The following is a 23,535-nucleotide window of genomic DNA, read 5'->3' as shown; positions in this document are numbered from 1 at the left end:
GGTCGGCCGGCGGCGCTCAGCTCATGGTCGCGAGCGCAAGCTTCACCGAGAAACCGATGAACAGGCCGCCCACGCTGCTCGCCGCGCCTGCCGCGAGCTTGCGGCGGCGGCGGAAATGCTCGGCGAGCCGCGCCCCCGCGAAGATCAGCGTGCTCAGGTACAGGAAGCTCGCGCATTGCGCGATCGCCCCGAGCACGACGAACGACAGCGCGGGATGCGGAAATGCCGGGTCGACGAACTGGATGAAGAACGAGATGAAGAACAGGATCGCCTTCGGATTCAGCAGGCTCACGATCAGCGCCTTGCGGAACGGCTTGTCGAAAGACTGCTCGCCGTCGACCGTACGCGGCGCGTCGGCCGGCGCATGGGCCGGCGTGCGCAGCTTTTGCCACGCGCTGCGCAGCATGCCGGCGCCGATGTAGAGCAGATACGCGGCGCCGCCGTACTTGACGACGGAGAACAGCAGCGGATTCGCCTTCAGCAGCGACGCGACGCCCGCGGCGGACAGCACCATCAGTACGGTATCGCCGACGAACACGCCGCAGGCCGCGCGATAGCCGGCCTTCACGCCGCGCTGCGCGGCGAGCGACAGCACGTACATCGAGTTCGGCCCCGGCAGCAGGATGATGAAGATCACGCCGAACACGTAGGTCCAGATATCCGTGATGCCGAGTGCGTGGCCGAACATGATGTGAATCTCCCGTCCTTCGGTTGCGTCGTTGACGTTAAGCGTTGCGCTGCTTCGCCGCGTCCATCAGCGCGGTGAAACGGTCGAACAGGTAGCCGATGTCGTGCGGGCCGGGCGACGCTTCCGGGTGGCCCTGGAAGCAGAACGCCGGCTTGTCGGTCAGCTCGAAGCCCTGCAGCGTGCCGTCGAACAGCGATACGTGCGTCACGCGCGCGTTGGCCGGCAGCGAATCGGCATCGACCGCGAAGCCGTGGTTCTGCGACGTGATCACGACTCGGCCGTCGCCGAGATCCTTCACCGGATGGTTCGCGCCGTGGTGGCCCGTTTTCATCTTGAGCGTCTTCGCGCCGACCGCGAGGCCCATGATCTGGTGGCCGAGGCAGATGCCGAAGGTCGGCACGCCGCGCTCGATGAATTCCTTCGTGGCCGCGATCGCGTAATCGCACGGCTCCGGATCGCCGGGGCCGTTCGACAGGAAGACGCCGTCCGGATTCAGCGCGAGCGCATCGGCCGCACTGGCCTGGGCGGGCAGCACCGTCACGTGGCAGCCGCGCTGCGCGAGCATGCGCAGGATGTTGTACTTGACGCCGAAGTCGTACGCGACGACGCGATACTTCGGCGATTCCTGCATGCCGTAGCCGCCTTCGAGACGCCATTCCGTCTGCTTCCATTCGAACGGCTTCGTGGTCGACACGACCTTCGCGAGATCCATGCCGGCGAGGCCCTCGAACGAGCGCGCGAGCTCGATCGCCTTCGCTTCGTCGTCGGAGCCCGTCAGGATGCAGCCGCTCTGCGCGCCCTTGTCGCGCAGGATGCGGGTCAGCTTGCGGGTGTCGATGCCGGCGATCGCGACGACGCCTTCGTCGCGCAGGTAGTCGCCGAGCGTGCGGTCCATGCGGAAGTTCGATGCGAGCGTCGGCAGATCGCGGATGATCAGGCCAGCGGCATGGACTTTCGTGGCTTCGACGTCTTCGGCATTGACGCCGACGTTGCCGATATGCGGATAGGTGAGCGTGACGATCTGGCGCGAGTAGCTCGGATCAGTCAGGATTTCCTGATAGCCGGTGATCGCGGTATTGAACACGACTTCGCCGATCGTATGGCCTTCGGCCCCGATCGAATAACCACGAAAGACCGTGCCGTCGGCGAGTGCAAGCAAGGCGGGAGAAAAAGACGGCAACACGGGAGGCTCCTTGGGGAACACCCTGCTGCCGACCTGTTTACCCTGCCGCGCGAGCGCCGCGCTGCGTGGGCGCGCGTGGTCGCTAGCTGGACGCGGCCTGCGTTGTCGAGACGCGAGCCCGGCGCGTGGCGCACGAGGCTTCGCGGCATCGCCCGGCAGGCGGCGTGCGGCGGATGAACGGGATGAATGAGGTAGGCGCTAGGGTGCGAGGTTGATCAGCACAAACTTTCAAATTATAGCCTGAAAATGGGCCTATCTTCAATTGCCATGGCCGTCCGACCGCGCGTGCGCCGCGCCCGGCGGCGCAACGCGACGTGCTGCGGCCCCGTTTTCGCGGCCGCCCTACCCGCCAGCGTACCGCCGGATCAGTGCGCTTGGCCAGTGCCGCGCGCGGGCCACGCGTACCAGACCGCGCTCGCGAGCTGCAGCGCGAGCAGCACGCCCCACGCGGTGAAGTGCGCGGCCGCCGGATAACGGCCGTCGACCGCCGGCCAGTGCGACAGCACGGCGCCGACGCCGATCTGGAACGCGAAGATCAGCAGGAAGATCACGAGCGTGAGCGTCGTGTTCGCGCGGCCGATCAGATGGGCGGGAAAATGGCCGGCCATCACCGCGTAGGTCAGGATGCCCACGCCGCCGAACATTCCGTAGGCGGCCCACAGCACGGCCGGCGGCAACGGCACGCGCGCGACGATCGCGAGCTGCGTCGCGACGAACAGCGCCATGCCGATACCGCACGTTGCGTAGACCGACACGCCGCGCCGCTCGAGCACGCGCGCCGCCGCGCCGAAGCCGACGCAGCCGGCCATCATCGCGAAGCCGAGCACCGACACGAGACGCGCGGCATGCGGCGCATCGAACCCGCCGACGTCGCGCAGATACGGGCCGACCCACAGCGACTGCATCGCATAGAACACGCCCTGCGTGACGACGGAGAACGACGAGATCTTCCAGAACGCGCGGCTGCTCAGGATGTGCCACGTACCCTTGAACTGGCTGACGAGGCCGCCCTGATGGCGCGCCTGCTGCGCGTCGGGCGCCCCGAAGCCGATCGATGCCGCCACGACCACCGTCAGCGCCGCAAGGCCGACACAGATCGTGCGCCAGCTCGTCCAGCCGAGCAGCCAGGTCAGCGGCGAGCCGACCATCACGCCGCCGAGGCCGCCCACGGCCATCACGAGACCGTTGACGAGCGGCAGCCGGGCGACCGGGAAATGCTGCGCGAGCGCCTTGAACGCCGCGCCGAGACACACCGATACGCCGACGCCGATCAGCAGCCGGCCGACCATCATCGTGCCGATGCCGTGCGCCGCGCCGAACACGGCCGCGCCGGCCGCCGCGAACAGCAGCATGCCGGCCGTCACGCGGCGCGGGCCGAAGTGGTCGAGCATGACGCCGGCCGGAATCTGCGCCCCCGCGAAGCCGAGGAAATAGAGGCTGGTGAGCAGGCCGAGATCGGCGGCCGACAGCCCGAGCTCGTGCGTGACGAACGGCGCGAAGCCCAGATTGACGCCGCGAAACACATACGACACGAAATACCCGACCGAAAACAGCGCGAGCACCCTCACCTGCACCGACGACATCGCTTCCCCTTGTCACATGAAGACGCGCGACGCAGCGCCGCCGCGTCGCGCACAAACGAAAACGCCGTCACCTCGGTGACGGCGTTTCGCCGAATTCGTCGGATGATAGCGCAACCGTGGGGGCCTCACCGGCCGCCACGCTGCGCGGCAGCCGCGCTTACTTCTTCTTGCCCTTGTGCGCGGCGGTCTTGGCCGGCGCGGCTTTCGCGGGAGCGGCCTTCGCCGGCTTCGCCGACGATTTGGCGGCACCGCGCTTGCCGCCGTGCGACTTGCCGCCCACCGCCAGGCTCGCGCGCTCGATGTGCGCACCGCCCGCCGACGTCGCGATCCGCTCCGGACCGGGTTCCGCCGGCACCGCACGGCCGACCGGCACGTGCAGCACGAGCGCCTGGCCCGGCATCGCGAGATCGCGGTGCGTACGGTTCCACGCCTTCAACTGGCCGACCGACACGCCGTAGCGGCCGGCGATCGCCGCCATCGACTGCTTGCGGCGCACGCGAATCAGCATCTTGCGGGTATCGGGGACGTCCGGCTCCATCGCGAGCGCGCCGTTTTCGGCGACGTCGGCGCTGATGTCCTCGTCGTCGTCATCGCCGCGCGGCACGACGATCGTCGAGCCCGGCTTCAGGCGCATGCCGGCCGGAATCTTGTTGACCGACATCAGCGTATCGGCGTCGACGCCGATCTTCTCGGCGATCGCGGCCGGGCGTGCACGCTCGCTGACCGTGTAGGTGGTCCACGACGACAGCTGGCCGTTGTAGGCTTTCAGGTTCTTCTCGAACGCGGACGCATTGTCGAACGGCAGCAGGATCTGCGGCTCGGTCGCGCCGAGAATCACCGGCTTCGAGAACGACGGGTTCAGCGAGCGGAACTCGTCGAGCGGCAGGTTCGCGAGCTTCGCGGCCACCGCCACGTCGATGTCGCGCGACGTCGTGACCGTCACGAAATACGGGTGGTTCGGGATATCGGGCAGCGACAGGCCGTACTGCTGCGGGCTCGCGATGATGTTCTTCACCGCCTGCAGCTTCGGCACGTAGTTGCGCGTCTCGTTCGGCATGCGCAGGCTCTGGTAGTCGGTCGGCAGGCCGGCCGCCTGGTTGCGCGCGATCGCGCGCTGCACGTTGCCTTCGCCCCAGTTGTACGCGGCCAGCGCCAGATACCAGTCGCCGAACATGTCGTGCAGGCGGGACAGGTAGTCGAGCGCGGCGCTCGTCGACGCGAGCACGTCACGGCGCTCGTCCTGCCACATGTTGCGCTTCAGGTTGTACGTACGGCCGGTGCCGGGCATGAACTGCCACATGCCGGCCGCTTTCGCGACCGACAGCGCCTGCGGGTTGTACGCGGACTCGATGAACGGCAGCAGCGCGAGCTCGGTCGGCATGTGACGCGCCTCGAGCTCCTCGACGATGTGATACAGGTACTTCTGCGAGCGCTCGGTCATGCGCTGCACGTAATCGGGCCGCTGCGTATACCAGGTCGTCTGCATGTCGACGAGATCGCTCTGCAGGTCGGGCATCTGGAAGCCGCGACGGATGCGCGCCCAGAGATCGGAGTCTGCACTGGTCAGGTCGCCGACGGATTGCTTGTCGACGTCGACAGTTTCTTTGGCGGTGGCTGATTTACGGAGGTAGTTGGACGTCGCCTGCGAATCGGCGGCGTTGTTGGCGACAGGGGGCTGGCTCGCACAAGCGGCGAGTAACAGCACCACCATCGCACTCAATATAAGTCGCATGAAAATCTCGGCTTCCGACGGCTGGAAATTGCAGGCGATACTACGGAAGTGCGTGCTTCACGTCAATAAAAACACCGAAAACTCAGCGAAATCCTACATTTGGAGCAATTTTTACAGACACCGCTTGAGCTTTTGGAGTCCTCCGGAAAACGTCATCGAAACCGGTTTTTCCATTCGCGCATCAGCGTGAACGCCGCCAGACGATCCGTCACCGTTTCGTGCAGCTCGGCCTCGAGCGTCGCATGGATCGCCGCGCTGTCGGCCCGCATGAACGGGTTAACGGCACGCTCGTGGGCGATCGTAGTGGGCAGCGTCGGCACGCCGCGCGCACGCAGCGCCTGCGCGTCGTCGCGCCACGCGGCGAGCGCCGCATTGCCGGGCTCGCACGCGAGCGCGAAGCGGATGTTCGACAGCGTGTATTCGTGTGCACAATGCACGCGCGTGTCGCCCGGCAGTGCCGCGAGCGCGTCGAGCGACGCGAGCATCTGCGCGGGCGTGCCTTCGAACAGGCGGCCGCAACCGCACGAGAACAGCGTGTCGCCGCAGAATACGTGCGGCACCGCATTGCGCTGCCCGGCCTGCTGAAAATATGCAATGTGGCCACGCGTATGACCCGGCACGTCGAGCACGTCGAATGCGACGGCCGGCGCGTCGAGCACCACGCGATCGCCGCCCGAAAGCGGCTGCGCGACCACGTCGATCGCTTCGGCCGCGGGGCCGTAAACGGTGAGCGGAGCATCGGCCGGTTGGCTATTTCGCAGCGCCTCGACACCGCCGACGTGGTCGGCATGGTGGTGCGTGAGTAAAATAGCGGTCAACCGCCAGCCTCGTTCGGCAAGAACCCGGCGTACGGGCGCGGCTTCACCCGGATCGACGGCGATCGCATCGCGGCCGTCCGAGACGAGCCAGATATAGTTGTCTTCGAATGCCGGAACCGGCACGTATTCCAGCTCGTTCATGGGCGCGCAATCATCGTTATGTCTGACCGTCAAATTATAGACTGGCCTGCCTGGACCGACTCGCCGCCCGGCCGCTACGTGCTGGGCTGGGAACAGGCGCAGCTCGACCGGATCGTGTCCGACGTCTTCGGCTTCCACGCGCTGCAGCTCGGCCTGCCGCAGCTCGATGCGCTGCGCGAGAACCGCATGCCGTATCGCGGCCTCGTGCTCGACCCGGCGAGCGGCGCGAGCGCGCCGTATCAGTATCCGTGGGCGCGCAAAGCGCACACGGGGGCCCACGCGCCTGCCGATCGCAGCACGACCTGGTGCGACCTGCTCGACCTGCCGTTCGAGTCGCAGAGCGTCGACCTGATCGTGATGCCGCACACGCTCGAATTCACGTCCGACCCGCACCGCCTGCTGCGCGAGGCCGAGCGCGTGCTGATGCCGGAAGGCCAGCTCGTGATCACCGGCTTCAATTCGCTCAGCCTGTGGGGCATGCGGCAGTCGTTCGGGCGCATGGCGAACCGCCCGTTCGTGCCGGCCACGCGCGACCAGATCGCGTTCATCCGGCTCAAGGACTGGATCAAGCTGCTCGGCTTCGACCTCGAACGCGGCCGCTTCGGCTGCTACCGGCCGCCGCTCGCCACCGACCAGTGGCTGGCCCGCTACGGCTTCATGGAGGCCGCCGGCGACCGCTGGTGGCCGATCTTCGGCGCCGTCTACATGGTGACGGCCGTCAAGCGCGTGCGCGGCATGCGCCTCGTCGGCCAGATCAAGATGAAGAAGCCCGTGCTCGCACCGGGCCTGACGCCGGCGGCCTCCCCGACCACCCACCAAGAACGTTCATGACAACCGACACCATCGACATCTATACCGACGGCGCCTGCAAGGGCAACCCCGGCCCCGGCGGCTGGGGCGCACTGCTGCGCTACGGCGATCAGGAAAAGGAACTGTTCGGCGGCGAGCCGAACACGACCAACAACCGCATGGAGCTGATGGGCGTGATCGCCGCGCTCGAAGCGCTCAAGCGGCCGTGCCGGGTGATCGTGCATACCGACTCGCAATACGTGCAGAAAGGCATCAGCGAGTGGATCCACGGGTGGAAGAAGAAAGGCTGGGTCACCGCGGCGAAGACGCCCGTGAAGAACGCCGACCTGTGGAAGCGGCTCGACGCGCTCGTCGTGCAGCACGAGATCGAGTGGCGTTGGGTCAAGGGCCACGCGGGCCATCCCGAGAACGAGCGGGCCGACGCGCTCGCGAACCGCGGCGTCGAATCGCTGGCCGCCTGAACGCCGGCCGCCCTCTCCTGTTTTCCTTGCTTTTCCCGACATGCGCCAGATCATTCTCGATACCGAAACCACCGGCCTGAACGCCCGCACGGGCGACCGCCTCATCGAAATCGGCTGCGTCGAGCTGCTGAACCGGCGGCTCACCGGCAATAACCTGCACTTCTACGTGAACCCCGAGCGCGACAGCGATCCGGGCGCACTGGCGGTGCACGGCCTCACGACCGAATTCCTCAGCGACAAGCCGAAATTCGCGGAAGTCGCCGACCAGATCCGCGACTTCGTGAAGGACGCCGAGCTGATCATCCACAACGCGCCCTTCGACCTCGGCTTCCTCGACGCCGAATTCGCGCGGCTCGGCCTGCCGCCGTTCAGCGAGCATTGCGGCGGCGTGATCGACACGCTGGTGCAGGCCAAGCAGATGTTCCCCGGCAAGCGCAATTCGCTCGACGCGCTGTGCGACCGTTTCGGCATCAGCAACGCGCACCGCACGCTGCACGGCGCACTGCTCGACTCGGAACTGCTCGCCGAGGTGTATCTGGCGATGACGCGCGGTCAGGACAGCCTCGTGATCGACATGCTCGACGACGCGGGCGCCGACGGCGGCACCGCGAACGGCAAGCGCGTGTCGCTCGCCGCGCTCGATCTGGCCGTGGTGGCCGCGAGCGACGACGAGCTTGCCGCGCACCAGGCTCAGCTCGACGAGCTCGACAAGTCGGTCAAGGGCGCCTGCGTGTGGCGCCGGTCCGCCGATACGGACACCGCCGAAGCAGCCTGACGCATGCGGCCCGCGCCGCGGCCGCGCTCACGCGCGCGGCTGCAGCGCGATGACGGCCATCCCGCCGAGCGCGAGCACCGCGCCGGCCACGTCCCAGCGGGTCAGCGCGACGCCGTCGACCACCCGCAGCCAGATCAGCGCCACCGCTATGTACACGCCGCCGTACGCGGCGTAAGTGCGCCCCGCCGCGCTCGGGTGGAGCGTCAGCAGCCACGCGAACAGCGCGAGCGACACCGCGGCCGGCACCAGCAGCCAGGCCGGGCGCCCGGCCTTCAGCACGAGCCACGGCAGATAGCAGCCGACGATTTCGGCCAGCGCGGTAGCGGCGAACAGCGCCGCGATCCTCATCAGTTCGGTCATCCGGTTCCTCGCGAATTCAGCCCCGTCGCGGCGGGCGGCACGGCCGCGCCGCGCGCCGCCGATCATACCCGAGCGGGCCGCGCCGGATGCCCCGCCAGACGGGCGAGTCCGGGCAATTTGCACGATCATCCGTCATCGTGCTATCATGTCGCCTGTTTCAACATTCAATCTCTGTCTTTTCGATTTTGAGGGAAGTCCGTCCGCACGATGCTGGCCGGCGCCTCGATCGAAATGCATCCACAGGAAAGCCCGCCCGACAGGCCCGCTTTTCTCGTTTCGTTGCCCCTCCGGGGCGTTGCCGGAACGTCGGACCCTCGTCCGCACCGGCATCTGCCGCCTGCATCACGCGGCCCATTCTTCATGAGCGCACTGTCGCGACGGCCCATCGGGCCCGCGTCGAAGCAGCCCCTCGGCCCTTTGCTGCCCCTTGCGCAGTAAGTGCTTGATGGTCTGCCCCGACGCGCCGCACGCGACCCCGCGCTCGCCGGCAAACCGTGTCGGACGGCCCGCCCGTTCCGGCGCTGTCAAAGGAGTGCATGACCTTGACCGCAACACACGTCAGCCCGACCGCTGTCTCTTCCTCCGCTTCGTCGTCCGCCGAAGCCCCGCTCGCCGTGGACGACATCACCGTCGTCGACCAGAGCCTGCTCAAGCGCGCCGTCAGCGCGATGGCCATCGGCAATGCGATGGAATGGTTCGACTTCGGCGTCTACAGCTATATCGCCGTCACGCTCGGCAAGGTGTTCTTCCCGTCCAGCAGCCCGTCCGCGCAGTTGCTCGCCACCTTCGGCACGTTCGCGGCCGCGTTCCTCGTGCGCCCGCTCGGCGGCATGGTGTTCGGCCCGCTCGGCGATCGCATCGGCCGTCAGCGCGTGCTCGCCGCCACGATGATCATGATGGCCGCCGGCACCTTCGCGATCGGCCTGATCCCGAGCTATGCGTCGATCGGCATCATGGCGCCCGTGCTGCTGCTCGTCGCCCGCCTCGTGCAGGGCTTCTCGACCGGCGGCGAATACGGCGGCGCCGCCACCTTCATCGCCGAGTTCTCGACCGACAAGCGCCGCGGCTTCATGGGCAGCTTCCTCGAATTCGGCACGCTGATCGGCTATGTGCTGGGCGCGGGCGTCGTCGCGCTGCTCACCGCGTCGCTGTCGCAGGAAGCGCTGCTGTCGTGGGGCTGGCGCGTGCCGTTCCTGATCGCCGGCCCGCTCGGCCTGATCGGTCTCTACATCCGGATGAAGCTCGAGGAAACGCCCGCGTTCAAGCGCCAGGCCGAAGAGCGCGAAGCGCAGGACAAGGCCGTGCCGAAGGCGCGCTTCCGTGAAACGCTGATGCGCAACTGGCGTGCGCTGCTGCTGTGCGTCGGCCTCGTGCTGATCTTCAACGTGACCGATTACATGGTGCTGTCGTACCTGCCGAGCTTCATGTCGTCGACGCTGCATTTCGACGAATCGCACAGCCTCGTGCTCGTGCTGATCGTGATGGTGCTGATGATGCCGATGACGCTGTACGCCGGCCGCCTGTCGGACAAGGTCGGCCGCAAGCCGGTGATGCTCGCCGGCTGCGTCGGCCTGCTGGTGCTGTCGGTTCCGTCGCTGATGCTGATCCATGCGGGCACCACGGCGTCGGTGTTCGGCGGCCTGCTGATCCTCGGCGTGCTGCTGTCGTGCTTCACCGGCGTGATGCCGTCGGCGCTGCCCGCGCTGTTCCCGACCGAGATCCGTTACGGCGCGCTCGCGATCGGCTTCAACGTGTCGGTGTCGCTGTTCGGCGGCACGACGCCCCTCGTCACCGCGTGGCTCGTCGAGGTCACGCATAACCTGATGATGCCGGCGTACTACATGATGGGCGCCGCGTTGATCGGCGTCGTGTCGGTCGTCGCGCTCGCCGAAACCGCGCGCCAGCCGCTGAAGGGCTCGCCGCCGGCCGTCGCGACGCGCCGCGAAGCGCATCAGCTCGTGCGCCAGTTGCGCGAAGACGACGACGAGTCGGAAATCTACGGCGTCGCGACTCCCGCACGCGCGTGAGCGTCGCCCAATGAAAAAGCCCCGGCCGAAGCCGGGGCCCGATCGAACCCGATCCGCCCGACCGGCTTGCGCCGGCCGGGCTTTTTTTCATCCGCGTGCCGCGAACGTGCTCATGCGTGCGCTTCGCAGTGACGGCAGAAGATCAGTGCGCGCGACCGCGATACGGCCGCCTGTGCGCCGCGCGCCGCGACGATCAGCCCGACCTGGCCGAGATTGAAATCGCGCTCGACCATCAACTGCGTCAGCGCGGCAAGCGGCAACAACACGGACGGGTGGTACAGGCTCGATTCGATCAGGGCTTTCATCATCGGCTCCATCTAGCAATGCGTGATTCGATGGAGTGGATTCTAGGGATCGGTCGCCTCCGGATAAACAGCGCGAATGCGAAGTCACTTGTCAGCCGTCGAGAACAATCGGCAGCGGCTTGCCGGACAAGGGTCAGCGGCGTCCGACATCGATGTGCGACGGCCCGGCGGGCCGCCGCGAAGCCGAGGGCCCGTTCACGCTGATAACGGGCGTGCGCTGGCCCTAGCCAAGCGGCGTTTCGGCGAAGGCCGGCAGCGCTTCCGCCCGCGCGGAATGCGCGGCGAGCGCCGGATAACGGGCCGGATCGATCCGGGCGAGCGCCGGGTAATCGGCGGCCATGAACTGCGTGAAGCGCCACGCCACCGCGACCGTCACGTCGGATTGCAGCAGCCGCGCGCCGCCGAACCAGCCGTTCGCGGCCGCGACCAGCGGCTCCAGTGCGCCGTATGCGGCTTCGAGCTGGCTCAGCACGCGTTCGACCCACGGTTCGTGCTGCTTGTCCGACGGCCGCAGCGCCTGCTCGTAGACGACCTGCACGGTTTTCTCGGCGGCGGCCAGCGCGAACCCGATCGGCACCAGCGCGCGCAGCCGGGCATCGACGGCGGCGGGCAACAGGCGCCGCTCCGGCGCGGCCAGGTGGTCGAGATAGTCGACGATCAGCGACGAATCGATCAGGGTCGCGCCGCCGTCGGTCACGAGCGTCGGCGCCTTGACGACCGGGTTGACCGTCCTGAACCGCTCGACCTGACGAAACACCGAGATCGACTCGTGTTCGAACGGCAGGTCGAGCAGCTTCGCCGAAATGGCGACGCGGCGCACGAACGGGGAATCCAGCATGCCGATCAGCTTCATCGCAAACGCTCCGCTTCGAGGGAATGGGACCGACGACTGTAGCAGCGTCGCGCGGCAGCGCCTAGCGTGCCCGTGCGCCTGACGCGCATCGGCCAGCCGCGCATCGGGCTCGCACTGCCCGTCCACTGTGACCATAATGCAGATTCACGCTCGTTCCGCCCCAGGGTCCGCCATGTGGTATGCCGTCGTCGAGCAGCAGCGGGAATGGATGCGCGCATGGCGCGCGGCGACGCGATACGCGTTCGATGCGTGGCCTGCGGCGTCGCTGCCGCATGCCGCGTCGTCGTGCTACGACGACCTGTTCGAACCGCTGCTCGGGCCGCAGAGCGCCCCGCCGGGCTTCGACCTCGCGTGGCCGGGCGTCAGCGAGCAGGTCGTCACGCACACGCCGTTTTGCGACTTGCGGCGCTTCGCGCATGCCGACGCGCGCCGCACGGTATTGCTGTGCGCGCCGCTCGTCGGGCACGCGGCCGTGATGATGCGGGAAACCGTCGAAACGCTGCTCGCCGATGGCAACGTCTGCGTGACCGACTGGTGCAATGCGCGCGACGTGCCGCTCGCGGCCGGCCGTTTCGGGCTCGACGAGTACGTCGCGATGCTCGACGGCTTCGTCGACACCCTCCAGCGCGACGATCGGCCGCTGCACGTCGTCGCCGTGTGCCAGGCCACCGTACCGGCGCTCGGCGCACTCGCGCTGCGTGCCGCTCGGGGCCTCGCGCCGCCCGCGAGTATCACGCTGATCGGCGGCCCGCTCGACGCGCGGCTGAATCCGAGCGCGCTCGGCACCGCGGCCGCCGCCCATTCGCTCGACTGGTGCCGGCGCCACCTGATCGACATCGTGCCGCCCGGCTTCGCGGGGCATGGCCGCCACGTGTTCCCGACCTATCTGCAACAGGGCGAGATCGCGCTCCTGTATCCGCAGCGCTTCCTGACGCTGGTCGAAACCTATGCGCTGGCCGCATCGCGTTTCGACATGGCCGGGCTCGCCGGCGCCCGCCGGGCGCTGCGCGAATACACGGCGCTGCTCGACATGCCGGCCGACTATTTTCTCGACACGGTCGACGTCGTGTTCCAGCGCATGCTGCTCGCGACCGGCGCGTGGCATATGCACGGCCGGCGCGTTGAACCCGCCGCGCTGCGCGACGTCGCGCTGCTGACCATCGAAGGCGCCCGCGACACGGTCACGGGCGCCGGGCAGACGCATGCGGCGCTCGGCCTGTGCAGCGGGCTCGCGGCCGACGAGCGCCATCGCGTCGACATCGACGATTGTGATCACTACGGGTTGTTTACGGGGCCACGCTGGCACGGCAACGTCCATCCGGCGCTGCAGCGCGTGTTCGCGCTGGCGGAAACCCGCCGGCCGCGCTCGCGCCGGATCCGTCGGACGTGACGCCGCGTCAGGAGCACGCCGCATCGAGCAGCGCGCGCACTTCAGCGTCGCTCGTCTGCTCGAAGCGCGCGTAGAACTGGCTGATCCCGAGGAACCGGGACGGCTGCGACACCGTGACGAACGCGTCCGACAGGCCGTCGAACGCGTGCGCGGCGCCCGCCGGCGCGACCGGCACCGCCGCGACGATGCGCGCCGGGTGGCGCTCGCGCAGCGCCTGCAGCGCGACGCGCATCGACGCGCCGGTCGCGACACCGTCGTCGACGACGATCGCGATGCGTCCGTCCACCGCGCGCGGCGGCACCGCGCCGCGGTACAGCGCTTCGCGGCGTTGCAGTTCGGCCGTCTCGCGCGCGATCACGTCGGCGAGCTGCGCATCGGATACGTCCATCGCGCGGATCACCGAACGTTGCAGATGAATCGCGCCGCCCGTCGCGATCGCGCCCATCGCGAGCTCGGGGTCGAACGGCACACCGAGCTTGCGCACGACCAGCACGTCGAGCGGCGCGCGCAGCGCGCACGCGACCGGATACGCGACGGGCACGCCGCCGCGCGGCAACGCGAGCACGACTACATCGCTTCGCCCCGCGTATTCGCGCAACGCGTCGGCCAGTTGGCGGCCGGCATCGGCGCGATCGGCAAAACTGCTTTCGGTCACGATCGGCTCCCTGCCGTTGCGCCGGGTGCGCAACCCGCGCCGGCGCCTGTCAACGAGGATGGTTCATCGTTCGCGCCGATGCAAGCAGGGTCACACCGGCGCGCACCGCGCCGTAGGAAGGGTCAGAGGCCGCCGGCCTGCCGGTACAGCCGCCAGAACGACTGCGCGTAGGACTGCGCGAGTTCGGGCGCGCGCCGGAACACGTTCACCGTGTCGGCCTGCTCGGCCGCGCCGTCGGACAGGGTCGTCAACGCGACGCTGTCGTCGACGATCGCGAAGCGCGACGCGGGGCCGCCGTGCCGGGAATCGATCGCGACGTCGATCCCCGCGGATTTCAGATAGCCGGCGCCGCTGTACCTGCCCGCACGCGGCGGGCGCACCAGCACGACGCGCACTTCGATCCCGCGCGCGCGGGCCGAGCGCAGCGCGCTCGCGACAGCGGGCGGCACCTGCGTATAGCCGGCCAGCAGCACGCGGCGCTGCGCCTGTTCGATCAGATCGACGGTCGCGTCGGCCGCCGCGTTGTCATACGAAAAGTACGTGCCGACCGATGCGGCGTCGGACGGAATCTGGCTGGCGTGGACGCTCGTCGCGCAGCAGAACGCGGCGAGCAGGAAGGCGGCTGGTCTCATGGCGGGCGCCATTGTAGCGACGCCAATTCGCGTGGCAAGGGGCGGCTGCGACGCTGCTGCGCCGGCGCAACACCCGGTGCGAAACCGGTGCCCGGCGACCGTGTTTTCAGCCGAGTTTCAGCCCCGCCGATCAGCCGGCCGCGACGCGCGCGAGCCAGCTCGTCACGCCTTCGACGGAACGAAAATCCGCAAGGCTGCGCGCCGGCAGCGCGGGATACGCGCCAGCGGCCATCTCGGCCAGCGCGCGTCCGGGGCCGAGCTCGAGAAACGCGGTTGCGCCGGCCTCCACGCACGCGGCGAGACAGGCCGCCCACTCGACCGGCTCGGCGATCTGCCGCGCGAGCTTGTCGAGGCCCGTGTCGGCATCGAGCACCGACGCGCCGTCGATCCCCGAAAACAGCCGCGTGCCGGGCAACGGCCGGCGCACGGGCGTCGCGGCCAACGTCGCGCGGAACGCCGGCACGGCCGCCGCGAGCCGGCGCGTGTGCGACGCGATCCGCACGCAGACGGGCGCGACGCGCAGCGCGCCGGCGCGCGTCGCGTCGTCGGCCACGGCATCGACATCGGCGTGCCGCCCCGCGACCACGAACGCATCGCCGGGGTTCGCGATCGCGATGGCCGCGTCGCGACCATCGCACAACCGCGCGAGCTGCGGGCGCGTCAGGCCGCGCACGAACACCATCCGCTCGTCGCCGCCGCTCGCGGCGTCCATCTCGCGTGCCCGCGCGGCGGCCAGATCGAGCGCATCGTGCGGGTCGATCATCCCCGCGACGCTCCACGAGCCGACCTCGCCGACGCTGTAGCCCGCGACGCAGCGCCGGCGCGGCCACGCCGCGTCGAGCAGCGCCGCCGCCGCGAGCGCCTGGACCGTGCAGAGGATCTGCGCGGCACGGTTTTCCCGCAGCGCGTCGGGCCCGGCCTGCCGGACCCACGCGCGCGGATCGTCGCCGAGCAGCCGGCCCGCATGCACGAACAGTGCGTCGGCCCGCGGCGCCGCCCCGGTCAGGTCGAACATGTCGGCGCGTTGCGCGCCCTGCCCCGAGCACAGGATGGCCAGCGTCATCGCGCGTCCCCTTCGGCTTCGAGCGCATCGACGAATACGCTCATCGCGAGCAGGTCGGCCGCGCCGCCCGGGCTCAGCCGGCGCGCGACGAACGCACGATGCGCGGCCGCCGCGCGCAGCCGCCAGTCGCGCGCCCGAACGCCGCCGCGCGCGACGAACGCGCGGGCCGTCGCGCGGGCGAAATCGAGGCCGTCCTGCCCGCCCCGATGCAGCAGATTCGTATCGTCGAGCGCGGCGATCAGCGCGAAGCACGCGGCGACCCGCGCGGCTTCCGGATCGTCCGGCCGGTCGCGGCGGGCGCGGCGCAGCGCGGGCAGCCCGACCGCGTACACGGATGGGAAGCCGTCGGCCGCCTCGCGACGCGCCCCGCCGACACCGTAGCGGCGGCTGGCGCGCTCGCCGTGGCTGTCCGGCAAACGCGGGCCGCTGAGGATCTCGACGCCCCAGCGACCGGACACGAACGCACCGAGCGTGGTCCCGGCCGGCAGCGCGCCCGGCAGCGCGCGCCGGCCGGCGGCCGCGCACAGCAGCCCGAGCCCGAAGATCGCGCCGCGATGCGTATTGACGCCGCCGGTCGCGGCGAGCATCGCGTGTTCGGCACGCAGGCCGATCTTGCGCAGCACGGCCATGTCGGCGTCGCGCGCGCCCGCGTCGGCGAGTTCCGCGAAGTACGGCCGCAGCACGGCGGCGCTGCGCGCGAACGTCGCGGCATCCATGTCCGCGTGACTGCCGGTGTCGACGTGACTGACGAGGCCCGGCTTCGGATAGGTGTCGATCTCGAGCACGAGACTGCGCTCGGCCAGCGCGGCGATGCGTTCGGCATCGGACGGCGCGGCGACGCGGCAGGCAGCCCGGGCGTTCATCGCGCGCCTCCGGTGAATGCGTCGGCGCGCATCAATTCGACGGTCATCGCGGTCTTCACCGCGACGTCGGGCGAGCGCGCGTGCAGTTCGCGCCAGTTGACGCCCGCGCCGTCGTCGCGCAGCAGTTCGCCGTCGATGCGCATCGGCGCGCGCGCGTCGATCGCCGCGAGACCGTCGAGCAACGGCGCGAACGATGCGGAATCGGGCAGCGGGAATACGATGTCGAGATCGGACGATGCGCTCAGGTAAGCCTCGCCGGTCAGCGCCTGCCACGCGAGGCTGCCGAACACGCGGCCCTGCACGCCGCAGCGCGCGCCGAGCGCATCGAGCTCGCGCAGCGGCGCCTGCCAGGCTGCCGGCGCGGCGGCGAGCACGTCCGTCAATGTCGGCAGCGGACCGACCGTCGCGAGCGCGTCGGCGGCCGCGTTCAGCGCGATGCGCCGCTTGCCCGCCGACGGCGGCAGCGGCAGGCCGAGCGGCACGCGGCCGGCATCGGCTTCATCCGGCGACGCACGACGCACGATCAGCGGCCAGCCGCGTCCGGCCCATGCGCGCACGAGCGGATCGCCCGCGAGCGCGGGGTCGCGGGCGAATGCCGCGCCCCACCCGGCCGCCGTCAGCGTGACGAGCGTGTGGCGGCGCAGCGGCAGCTCAGCGTGCGGCACGCGCGAGCGCCTCGACGCGACCGGCGACGTCGGTCGCGACCGGCCGGCCGCGCGCCGCGCGCCGGTCGATGCGGTCGGCCGGCTTGCCGAGCCATTCGCCGACCTGCGCGTCGAGCGCGCGCGACGGATCGAGCACGGCGTCGACGGCGCCCATCTTCACGAGGTTGTCGAGCCCCGGCGCGAACACCGGTGTCGAACGCGCCATCTCCTTCAGCACGTCGAGCGGCAGCTTGGTCACGCGCGACATCGACGGCAGGTCCATCACCTCCGGCTCGGCGCCCGGCACCGCGAGCAGCGTGCGCGTCGCGAGCGCGGTCGCGATGAATGCGCCGGCGGCCGTGTGGCCGTACAGCACGCCGATCGTCCGGTGCCCGGCGAGATCCGCGTGCATCAGGCACTTCGCGAGATGCGACAGCCCTTCGTTCAGGCCGAGCAATTCGTCGCGCTTGCTCATCCGCTGGCTGTCGCTGTCGACCAGCACGAGGATCGGCGTGTCGCCGCCGCGCGCGACCGTGTCGAGCACGCGCGACGCGAGCGTCAGCGCCTCGTCGATGCCGAACGGCAAGCGATCGGCAACGCCGATCACGTCGACGCACGTGCCGGCCAGCTCCGCGTGGCCCGTCAGCAGCCCGCCATCACGCGCAATCGAATGGCCCGCGGGAAACAGCGAGTTCAGTACTTCATCGAGCGTCATGCTGGGACTCCTGCAGTTGATCGGCGAGCGTCGCGAATGCATCGTCGGACATGCCCGGGATTGCTTCCGGCGTGTCGGCCCCGAGCGTGCGCCACACGTCGAGCGCGTCCTTGCAGGCGCCGAACCGTTCGACCCGCGCTTCGAGGCGCGCCTGCTCCGCGCGCAGCATCGCCGCATCGAACGCCGGTGCGCGGCCGATCAGCTCGAGCGCGGCCGCGCGGAACGCGTCCGGCGTATCGGCCACGTAACGATCGGCGCCGCCGATCAAGCGCCGGTGCTTGCCGCCCATCGTGCGCCAGATCAGCGCGCGATCCTTCGAGTCGAATTCCTCGACGCCGCGATTGGTCTCGATCACTTCGGGGCCCGACACGCTGATGCGCCCCTGCTCCGACACCGCGAGCGCCGAACAGCACGCGGCGAGCAGGCCACCGCCGCCGTAGCAGCCCGCGCGCCCGCCGATCAGCCCGATCACCGGCACGCCGGCCGCACGCGCTTCGACGAGCGCGCGCATGATCTCGGCGATCGCGAGCTCGCCCGCGTTCGCTTCCTGCAGCCGCACGCCGCCCGTATCGAACAGGATCAGCACCGGCTTGCCGACTTCGCGCGCGGCGCGCAGCAATCCGGTGAGCTTCGCGCCGTGCACTTCGCCGAACGCACCGCCCATGAAGCGGCCCTCCTGCGCGGCGACCAGCACCGGCCGGCCGTCGAGCCGGCCGTGGCCGACCACCATCCCGTCGTCGAACTGCCGCGGCAGATCGAACAGCGGCAGGTGCGGGCTCGTCACGCGCTCGGCCGGCCCCAGGAATTCGCTGAAACTGCCCTTGTCGAGCAGCCCGTCGATGCGCTGCCGCGCCGATGCTTCGTACCAGCTGGCCGCGTTCGCGACGAACGCCGGCGCGTCGTGGATCGCGTCGCTCATCATGCGTCTCCCTCGATCGCGCGCACGGCCTGCGCGAGCCGCAGCGACACCATGTCGGGGCGCGCGCCGCCGTCGTTGATCGACAGCCTCAGGCCGCCCGGCGTGCGCCGTTCGACGAAATCCGACACGACCGCCTGCCAGACCGCGCCGAAACCGACGGCCGCGGTGCGGACGTCGATCTCGCATTCGTTGCCCGGCAGCACGCGCTCGACCAGCACCTCGAGGTTGCCGGACGCGACCACGCCGACGAGCGCCGCGGCCTGCTCGCCCTTCGCGCGTTCGCGCGCGGTGAAGCGATAGTTCAACTGTTCCATGCCGTCTTCCTCACCAGTTGCGGAACCGGGCCGGCGGCGCATAGAGCCCGCCCGACCAGTGCACCAGATCCTTGATCGAACGCGCGGCGAGCCAGCGGCGGTCGGCGTCGAGCGGATCGATGCCGAGATCCTCCGGGCGGCGGATCACGCCGCGCTCGCGCAGCCGCTCGACCATCTTCCGGTCCCGGCCGCGGCCGACGTCCGTATAGCCCGCGACGCCGCGGATCGCGTGCTCGCGTTCGTCCTTGTCGCGGCACATCAGCAGGTTCGCGATTCCTTCCTCGGTGACGATGTGCGTGACGTCGTCGCCGTAGACCATGATCGGCGCGAGGTCGAGCTGCAGCTTGTCGGCGAGCTTCAGCGCGTCGAGCTTCTCGACGAACATCGGCACGTTCTTGTCGCCGAACGTCTCGCCGATCTGGACGACCAGCTTTCGGCCGCGCCGCAGCGCCGCCGGCGTGTCGGGGTCGGCTTGCGCGCCGGCCTTCAGCCACGGCTCGCTCGGATGGCGGCGGCCGCGCGCGTCGCTGCCCATGTTCGGCGCGCCGCCGAAGCCGGCGATCCGCTCGGCCGTGACCGTCGACGAATGGCCCGCCAGGTCGATCTGCAACGTCGAGCCGATGAACATGTCGCACGCATAGAGGCCGGCCGTCTGACAGAACGCGCGGTTCGAGCGCAGCGAGCCGTCGGGGCCCGTGAACCACACGTCTGAGCGCGCGCGGATGTAGTCGTCCATCCCGACTTCGGAGCCGAAGCAATGGATCTGCTCGACCCAGCCCGATTCGATCGCGGGAATCAGCGTCGGGTGCGGATTGAGCGCCCAGTGCGTGCAGACCTTGCCCTTCAGCCCGAGCTTCTCGCCGTAGGTCGGCAGCAGCAGCTCGATCGCGGCCGTGTTGAAGCCGATCCCGTGGTTCAGGCGCTTGATCCCGTACGGCTCGTAGATGCCCTTGATCGCGAGCATCGCGGTCAGGATCTGCGTTTCGGTGATCGCGGCCGGATCGCGCGTGAACAGCGGCTCGACGTAGAACGGCCGGCCTGCCTCGACGACGAAATGCACGCGGTCGCCCGGGATGTCGACGCGCGGCACCTTGTCGACGATGCGGTCGACCTGAGCGATCACGACGCCGTCCTTGAACGCGGTGGCCTCGACGACGGTCGGCGTGTCCTCGGTGTTCGGACCCGTGTACAGGTTGCCGTCGCGATCGGCGCTCACGGCCGCGATCAGCGCGACCTGCGGCGTGAGGTCGATGAAGTAGCGGGCGAACAGTTCGAGATAGGTATGCACCGCGCCGAGCGCGATCTTGCCGCCGAACAGCAGCTTCGCGATCCGCTGCGACTGCGGGCCCGAATACGCGAAATCGAGACGCTTCGCGATCCCGCGCTCGAACACGTCGAGATGCTCGGGCAGCACGACACCCGACTGCACCATGTGCAGGTCGTGGATCCTCGCGCTGTCGACGTCGGCGAGCGCCGTCGCGAGCAGGTCGGCCTGCTTCTGGTTGTCGCCTTCGAGGCAGACGCGGTCGCCGGGCCGCAGCACGGCTTCGAGCAACGCGACGGTGTCGCGCGCATCGACCCGCTTGCCCTGCGCGTAAGCCGCGCCGGCCGCGAGGCGTGCATCGCGCGCCTGCCGCGCGTGATTCCATCCCGTCATGAACAGTTCTCCGCTTCGATGGTTCAGCGGCATTCTAAGCCTGGCGCCGCCGCCGATTGATGATGTTGCAGAATGCGACTCAGAGGACGCCGCGATGGATGCGGCCCGCGCGCGGGCCGCGTCGCGTTCCCCTAGGCGCCGACCAGCGCGCGCGTCGTGAAGAACAGCAGCGAGGGCCCGAGCAGGCAGCCGACGCCGGTATGGAACGTCGCGACCAGCGCGCCGTACGGGACGAGCCGGCGATCGGTCGCGGCGAGCCCCGCGCTCACGCCGCTGACGGTGCCGGCCAGCCCGCCGAAGATCATCGCGGAACGCGGCGTCTTCAGGCCCATGAAGTTGGCCGCGACCGGCGTGCCGACCATCACGATGATCGCCTTGACGAGCCCCGTCGCGATGCTGAGCGCGATCACGTCGGAGCTCGCGCCGATCGCCGCACCCGTGACGGGCCCGACGATGTAGGTGACGGCGCCCGCGCCGATGGTCGTCATGCTGACCGCGTCGGTATAGCCGAACGCGCGCGCGATGCACGCGCCGACGATGAACGGCAGCACGGTGCCGAGCAGCAGCGACACGACGCCGACGAGCCCGGCCTTGCGCGCCTCGGTCGGCTGCACTTCGAACGCGGTCGCGACGATCGCGAAATCGCGCAGCATCGCGCCGCCCATCAGGCCGATGCCGGCGAACAGCTTGACGTCGGCCAACCCCTTCTCGCCACCGGTGAATGCGCCGCCGACGTACGCGAGCACGAGACCGATGACGATCGCGATCGCCGAGCCGTGCACGCGGCCGAACGTGAGCTTGCGCGACGCGATCGACGACAGCCACATGATCAGGCCGACCAGCGCGAACGACGCGACGAGCCCGTTGTGGGCGACGGTTTTTTCGAGCATCTGCAGCATGGCGGCCTCCGTTATTGTTCTTCGAATTGCGGCACGCCCGCGAAGGCCGTGTCGTCGCGCCCCGTGCGAGCGAGTACCGCGATGCAGCATGCGCAGATCGCGACCGCGCCGACGGCGGCCAGCAGCGCGACCGGGCCGCCCTTCAGCGCGGCCACGACGTTCTGGTTCGCGGCCATCGCGACGACGACCGGGATGTACATCGCGCCCCAGAAACCGACGCCCGCCTCGGTCTCCTTCGGCAGCCAGCCGCGCCGGTGCAGCCACAGGCGCAGGCAGATCAGCAGCAGCATCGCGATACCGACGCCGCCGACGTTGGTCTTCACGCCGATCGCACTGCCGAGCAGGTCGCCGAGAAACAGTCCGGCCAGGTGGCAGAACGCCAGCAGCGCGGTTCCGTAGATGATCATGAGTCGTCTCCAGTCTCTTCGTGACGGGCGCCTGACGCGTGCGGGAGCCAGGCCCGCACGCCGATCCCGGGCGGACTGTGTGTCTCCTGCGGCGGTGCGCCGCGGCCCGGCGGCTCGTCGTGCGAGCGCGTTCTCGGGGTCGATGGGATGATGCGGTTTCGGGCCGGACGCCGGATGGCTTAGACTGACCGATGCAACCGGCGGCGCGACACGGGCTACGCGTCCGGTGCCCCCCGTTCGCGGAGGTCGCACTGGCGCGTGATCCGATACTAGCGCCGCAAAATCCGGCCATTTATGAAGTTGTCGAAATCGATTCAGTGGATTTAGCAATGCGTCCGTTACCGCCCGAGTTGCTGCGCAGCTTCGTCGCCGTCGCCCAGTCCGGCAGTTTCACCGCCGCGTCCGAGCGCGTGAACCTGTCGCAGTCGACCGTCAGCCAGCATATCCGCCGCCTGGAGGAGCTGCTCGACCGGCCGCTGTTCGAGCGCGACACGCGCAACGTGCGCCTGTCGCAGCACGGCGACGCGCTGTTCCGCTACGCGGTGCGCATTCTCGAACTGATGGACGAGGCCGTCACGTCGGTATGCGGGCCGCCGCTGTCGGGCAAGGTGCGGCTCGCGATGTCGGAGGATTTCGCGTCGGCGCACCTGACGGCCGCGCTCGCGAGCTTCGTGCAGCGCAACCCGGACGTCGAACTCGCGATCTCGACCGGGCTGTCGGGCGACCTGTTCGATGCGCTGGACGAAGGCCGGCACGATCTCGTGTTCGCGAAACGCATCGCCGGCAGCCGGCGCGGCCGCGTGATCCGCAGCGAACCGCTGTACTGGTGCACCGGCCCCGATTCGCGGATCACCGGCCACGAAGCCGTGCTGCCGCTCGCGATGCATCCGGAACCGAGCGTGTCGCGCCGCCGCGTGCTCGAATCGCTCGAGGCCGTCGGGCGTCCTTACCGGATCGCCGTCGTGAGCAGCAGCATCGCGGTGTTGCGTGCGGCCGCGAGCGCGGGGCTCGGCGTCAGCGCATTTGCCGGCTACGTGATCCCGGCCGGGCTCGCGCGGCTCGAGGCGGGGCTGCCGGAACTCGGCGAACTCGAATACGTGATCGATCGTCCGGCGGCCGCGTCGCGCTCGACGCTCGCGCTGGAAGCCACGCTGATCGCGGCGGCAGCCGAGTTGTAACGGCGTCGCGCGCACTGCGCGCGGTCGCGCCCGTACCTGACAGCTTTGCCCGGCACGCGTCATCGTCCGCGCAGCACCCGCTCGCGACAATGGGACCCATCGGAACGCACCGCGCATCGCCGCGCGCCTCCGGTACCCCGTCCCCTTGCTCGGAGCCCGCCATGAAGAACGTCCTGCGATTCGCCGTCGCGACCGCTGCAGCCGTGCTGCTGTCCCCCGCCTTTGCCCAGACCGACGCGTCGGCCCCCGCACAGGGCCTGACACGCGCGGAAGTCGTCGACCAGCTCAGGCAGGCCTATCTCGACGGCGAACTGCCGACGAACGACGGCAACTACCCGCCGAACGCCGCGACCCGCGCGCGCAACCGCGAACTCGTGCAGGCCGTGAACCCCGCGTGGCTGGCCCATGTGCCGCCCGCCGGCCAGGCGACGTCGCAGCAGTGAGCGGCGCCGCCGCCGCGCGC

The 23,535-nt window shown here is 69.6% G+C and carries 26 protein-coding genes; 7 read left to right on the top strand and 19 right to left on the bottom strand.

The features are described 5' to 3' along the window. Nucleotides 1–16 precede the first annotated feature (16 nt). The 5 genes from leuE to gloB form a co-directional block, all read right to left on the bottom strand. On the bottom strand, nt 17–688 hold the full coding sequence (gene leuE / locus CFB46_RS10315; RefSeq protein ID WP_027784077.1) for a leucine efflux protein LeuE: 672 nt from the start codon (nt 686–688) through the stop codon (nt 17–19). 37 nt (nt 689–725) lie between these two features. Then, a complete protein-coding gene (gene carA, locus CFB46_RS10310; protein ID WP_027784076.1) occupies nt 726–1,871 on the bottom strand; it encodes a glutamine-hydrolyzing carbamoyl-phosphate synthase small subunit in 1,146 nt (381 codons plus the stop codon). A gap of 365 nt (nt 1,872–2,236) precedes the next feature. Beyond that, nucleotides 2,237–3,454: an MFS transporter gene (locus CFB46_RS10300; RefSeq protein WP_143751605.1), complete on the bottom strand. Its 1,218-nt coding sequence runs from the start codon at nt 3,452–3,454 to the stop codon at nt 2,237–2,239. A gap of 157 nt (nt 3,455–3,611) precedes the next feature. Then, nucleotides 3,612–5,186 (bottom strand): transglycosylase SLT domain-containing protein, encoded by a 1,575-nt coding sequence (locus tag CFB46_RS10295; RefSeq protein ID WP_089499925.1) that lies wholly within the window; start codon nt 5,184–5,186, stop codon nt 3,612–3,614. A gap of 152 nt (nt 5,187–5,338) precedes the next feature. Continuing rightward, entirely contained in the window at nt 5,339–6,145 is an 807-nt protein-coding gene (gene gloB / locus CFB46_RS10285; protein WP_089499924.1) for a hydroxyacylglutathione hydrolase, read from the bottom strand. Between the two features lie 18 nt (nt 6,146–6,163). Between gloB and CFB46_RS10280 the strand changes: the two genes are divergently transcribed. Genes CFB46_RS10280 through dnaQ form a run of 3 tightly spaced genes read left to right on the top strand, consistent with a single transcriptional unit; the run spans nt 6,164 to nt 8,191 of the window. Beyond that, nucleotides 6,164–6,976 carry a class I SAM-dependent methyltransferase gene (locus tag CFB46_RS10280; protein ID WP_027784073.1) on the top strand — a complete coding sequence of 271 codons (813 nt, stop codon included), beginning with the start codon at nt 6,164–6,166 and terminating at the stop codon, nt 6,974–6,976. After that, nucleotides 6,973–7,416 carry a ribonuclease HI gene (rnhA, locus tag CFB46_RS10275; protein ID WP_027784072.1) on the top strand — a complete coding sequence of 148 codons (444 nt, stop codon included), beginning with the start codon at nt 6,973–6,975 and terminating at the stop codon, nt 7,414–7,416. Before CFB46_RS10280 ends, rnhA begins: the two co-directional genes overlap by 4 nt. Before the next feature lie 40 nt (nt 7,417–7,456). Next, entirely contained in the window at nt 7,457–8,191 is a 735-nt protein-coding gene (dnaQ, locus tag CFB46_RS10270; RefSeq protein WP_089499923.1) for a DNA polymerase III subunit epsilon, read from the top strand. 27 nt (nt 8,192–8,218) lie between these two features. On the opposite strand, the gene CFB46_RS10265 is transcribed toward dnaQ, so the two are convergent. Next, nucleotides 8,219–8,551 (bottom strand): YnfA family protein, encoded by a 333-nt coding sequence (locus CFB46_RS10265; RefSeq protein ID WP_027784070.1) that lies wholly within the window; start codon nt 8,549–8,551, stop codon nt 8,219–8,221. A gap of 536 nt (nt 8,552–9,087) precedes the next feature. Between CFB46_RS10265 and proP the strand changes: the two genes are divergently transcribed. Beyond that, nucleotides 9,088–10,578: a glycine betaine/L-proline transporter ProP gene (proP, locus tag CFB46_RS10255; protein WP_089499922.1), complete on the top strand. Its 1,491-nt coding sequence runs from the start codon at nt 9,088–9,090 to the stop codon at nt 10,576–10,578. A gap of 110 nt (nt 10,579–10,688) precedes the next feature. Here the strand turns inward: proP and CFB46_RS10250 are convergent, their stop codons facing one another. Then, complete coding sequence (locus tag CFB46_RS10250) at nt 10,689–10,886, bottom strand: hypothetical protein (RefSeq protein WP_034185467.1); 198 nt, start codon at nt 10,884–10,886, stop codon at nt 10,689–10,691. 220 nt (nt 10,887–11,106) lie between these two features. Beyond that, on the bottom strand, nt 11,107–11,736 hold the full coding sequence (locus CFB46_RS10245; protein ID WP_089499921.1) for a glutathione S-transferase family protein: 630 nt from the start codon (nt 11,734–11,736) through the stop codon (nt 11,107–11,109). A gap of 172 nt (nt 11,737–11,908) precedes the next feature. Between CFB46_RS10245 and CFB46_RS10240 the strand changes: the two genes are divergently transcribed. Further along, the gene (locus CFB46_RS10240; protein ID WP_089499920.1) at nt 11,909–13,126 is read left to right on the top strand and encodes a polyhydroxyalkanoate depolymerase; all 1,218 of its coding nucleotides are present in this window, start codon (nt 11,909–11,911) and stop codon (nt 13,124–13,126) included. A gap of 7 nt (nt 13,127–13,133) precedes the next feature. Here CFB46_RS10240 and CFB46_RS10235 read toward each other — a convergent pair whose 3' ends face one another. The 11 genes from CFB46_RS10235 to madL all read right to left on the bottom strand — a co-directional run bounded on the left by CFB46_RS10235 (nt 13,134) and on the right by madL (nt 21,894). Beyond that, nucleotides 13,134–13,781, bottom strand: coding sequence for a phosphoribosyltransferase (locus tag CFB46_RS10235; protein ID WP_089500387.1), 648 nt, complete (start codon nt 13,779–13,781; stop codon nt 13,134–13,136). Nucleotides 13,782–13,903: 122 nt separating this feature from the next. Then, the gene (locus tag CFB46_RS10230; RefSeq protein WP_089499919.1) at nt 13,904–14,425 is read right to left on the bottom strand and encodes a phospholipase D-like domain-containing protein; all 522 of its coding nucleotides are present in this window, start codon (nt 14,423–14,425) and stop codon (nt 13,904–13,906) included. A gap of 118 nt (nt 14,426–14,543) precedes the next feature. Continuing rightward, entirely contained in the window at nt 14,544–15,476 is a 933-nt protein-coding gene (locus CFB46_RS10225; protein WP_089499918.1) for an acyltransferase domain-containing protein, read from the bottom strand. Beyond that, nucleotides 15,473–16,339, bottom strand: a complete 867-nt coding sequence (gene mdcB, locus CFB46_RS10220) for a triphosphoribosyl-dephospho-CoA synthase MdcB (protein ID WP_089499917.1) — start codon at nt 16,337–16,339, stop codon at nt 15,473–15,475. The genes CFB46_RS10225 and mdcB overlap by 4 nt, the downstream gene beginning before the upstream one ends. Continuing rightward, nucleotides 16,336–17,004, bottom strand: a complete 669-nt coding sequence (mdcG, locus tag CFB46_RS10215; RefSeq protein ID WP_089499916.1) for a malonate decarboxylase holo-[acyl-carrier-protein] synthase — start codon at nt 17,002–17,004, stop codon at nt 16,336–16,338. The genes mdcB and mdcG overlap by 4 nt, the downstream gene beginning before the upstream one ends. Next, nucleotides 16,991–17,698 carry a biotin-independent malonate decarboxylase subunit gamma gene (gene mdcE / locus CFB46_RS10210; RefSeq protein WP_089499915.1) on the bottom strand — a complete coding sequence of 236 codons (708 nt, stop codon included), beginning with the start codon at nt 17,696–17,698 and terminating at the stop codon, nt 16,991–16,993. The genes mdcG and mdcE overlap by 14 nt, the downstream gene beginning before the upstream one ends. Then, nucleotides 17,685–18,620, bottom strand: coding sequence for a biotin-independent malonate decarboxylase subunit beta (locus CFB46_RS10205; RefSeq protein ID WP_089499914.1), 936 nt, complete (start codon nt 18,618–18,620; stop codon nt 17,685–17,687). The genes mdcE and CFB46_RS10205 overlap by 14 nt, the downstream gene beginning before the upstream one ends. Next, a complete protein-coding gene (mdcC, locus tag CFB46_RS10200; protein ID WP_089499913.1) occupies nt 18,617–18,931 on the bottom strand; it encodes a malonate decarboxylase acyl carrier protein in 315 nt (104 codons plus the stop codon). The genes CFB46_RS10205 and mdcC overlap by 4 nt, the downstream gene beginning before the upstream one ends. A 10-nt stretch (nt 18,932–18,941) precedes the next feature. Beyond that, nucleotides 18,942–20,588 (bottom strand): malonate decarboxylase subunit alpha, encoded by a 1,647-nt coding sequence (gene mdcA / locus CFB46_RS10195; RefSeq protein WP_089500386.1) that lies wholly within the window; start codon nt 20,586–20,588, stop codon nt 18,942–18,944. 131 nt (nt 20,589–20,719) lie between these two features. Beyond that, on the bottom strand, nt 20,720–21,487 hold the full coding sequence (gene madM / locus CFB46_RS10190; RefSeq protein ID WP_027784056.1) for a malonate transporter subunit MadM: 768 nt from the start codon (nt 21,485–21,487) through the stop codon (nt 20,720–20,722). An 11-nt stretch (nt 21,488–21,498) separates the two neighbouring features. Continuing rightward, entirely contained in the window at nt 21,499–21,894 is a 396-nt protein-coding gene (gene madL, locus CFB46_RS10185) for a malonate transporter subunit MadL (RefSeq protein ID WP_006485307.1), read from the bottom strand. Nucleotides 21,895–22,223: 329 nt separating this feature from the next. Here madL and CFB46_RS10180 point away from each other — a divergent pair, with 329 nt between their 5' ends. Further along, nucleotides 22,224–23,072: a LysR substrate-binding domain-containing protein gene (locus tag CFB46_RS10180; RefSeq protein WP_027784055.1), complete on the top strand. Its 849-nt coding sequence runs from the start codon at nt 22,224–22,226 to the stop codon at nt 23,070–23,072. 161 nt (nt 23,073–23,233) lie between these two features. Further along, entirely contained in the window at nt 23,234–23,515 is a 282-nt protein-coding gene (locus CFB46_RS10175) for a DUF4148 domain-containing protein (protein ID WP_027784054.1), read from the top strand. The last annotated feature ends 20 nt before the right edge of the window (nt 23,516–23,535 follow it).

Origin of the sequence: Burkholderia sp. HI2761 (assembly GCF_002223355.1) — a bacterium.
In the GTDB taxonomy this organism is placed as follows: domain Bacteria; phylum Pseudomonadota; class Gammaproteobacteria; order Burkholderiales; family Burkholderiaceae; genus Burkholderia.
Note: the sequence above shows the minus strand (reverse complement) of the source record. Positions and strands in the feature narration are given on the sequence as shown.